We start from the raw sequence: 1,253 nt of genomic DNA, 5'->3' as shown, positions 1-1,253 counted from the left end.
TGTCCTCAACATCAAAGGGCGCAGCTATCGCCTACGGGATCTTGAGGAGGCTCTCCAGCGCGCTCGCGCCTGAGGCTTCGTAAAACTGGATGTCGCCTTATCTCGTAAATCTGGGTGTCGCTTGACAGGTGTCGCAGACTGCTGACCATCACGGCGCAAGAGAGCGCCGCCGACACCACGCATGATCGGCCTGCCGCAACTCCGGCCAGCCGGTGCTCCTGGTGCGGCCGACAGATGGTCACGTTCGGCATCTGTCGATGTGGGGAGGTGCCTCGCCGTCCCTTCTGGAGCGACAGTTCATGAGAGGATCAACCGCTTGCAGCATGGCAATGACCGAGCCGACTGCCATGCGCGCCGGCCTGCATCTGTTTGCACCGCGTCCCGGAGCGGGAAAGATCCGGGTGCTCTACGGTGACCGGGCCGGCCGTATTCAACGCGATCATCGGCACCGAGCCGTCGCCGTCGGCACCATCAGGCACACGGATCGCGTTCCAAATGCCGTCCGTCCGGCCCTCGTCGAGCAACTCACCTCACCAACCAGCCTACAATCCCCATAGCGCCATCCCCGTCTCGCGGCTTCGCTCAATCCGGCTTCAATGAGGTCCTTCCGGATGAGGGCCTTCACACGTTCCGTCGCGACCGGACCTCACAGAACCCTCCAGATTCCTCTGATCGGGCATTCATGATTCAATCCCGGCATGACCTCGCCGCCCGGTGGTTCCAGTAAGCCCCTGTCTCAGAAGGCCCTGCGCCGATGTTGGTGCATAAGTCCGTCTGGAGTGACGAGGCGGACCCGCAGTGAGGTATGAAAGGCGATCCGCTAAAGCTGAGAGCCGCATGCCCTACAAGGTCAATGAAAAGCGCCGCCACGAAATCCAAAAGGCCTGCTATCGCGTGCAGAATTGGCGGGAGTATGATGCGGCGCTGCGTCGGCGCGGTGATTTGACCGTGTGGGTGACACCCGGGGCGATGGCCGCGTGGAAGCCACCCCACAGCGGCCGTCGTGGCCGACCGCAGCAATACTCCGCGATTGCGATCGAGACGGCGAACGGGGTGATCGACTCGACTGGCCTGAAGGTGTTCGGCGCTGGCGAATGGCAGCGTGAGAAGCATGGCGGCCAAGGGCGGGACTGCCGGATATTTTGTGCGGCGGCCTGTTTTCGTCACTGACTGACGAACCGCTCACCGAAGACGACGGCGAACTGGGTCTTGGCCTCGAGCCATTCGCGCGGCGGCCGTTTCCAGTCCGCGGC

General features: G+C 63.0%; 1 protein-coding gene and 1 pseudogene. Both read left to right on the top strand.

The window, feature by feature from the left end:
• Positions 1-329 precede the first annotated feature (329 nt).
• Positions 330-557 carry a hypothetical protein gene (locus tag FS320_RS43650; protein WP_152718685.1) on the top strand — a complete coding sequence of 76 codons (228 nt, stop codon included), beginning with the start codon at positions 330-332 and terminating at the stop codon, positions 555-557.
• 280 nt (positions 558-837) lie between these two features.
• Positions 838-1,128 (top strand): annotated as a pseudogene (locus tag FS320_RS43645) (transposase); the annotation flags it as partial.
• Positions 1,129-1,253 lie beyond the last annotated feature (125 nt).

Origin of the sequence: Microvirga tunisiensis (assembly GCF_009296175.1) — a bacterium.
In the GTDB taxonomy this organism is placed as follows: Bacteria; Pseudomonadota; Alphaproteobacteria; order Rhizobiales; family Beijerinckiaceae; genus Microvirga; species Microvirga tunisiensis.
The sequence above is the reverse complement of the archived record's forward strand: the minus strand, read 5'-3'. Positions and strand labels throughout refer to the sequence as shown.

What these genes read in the sequence shown, in the direction of transcription:
- FS320_RS43650 (WP_152718685.1), top strand. Translation starts at nt 330, where the DNA reads ATGACCGAGCCGACTGCCATGCGCGCCGGCCTGCATCTGTTTGCACCG.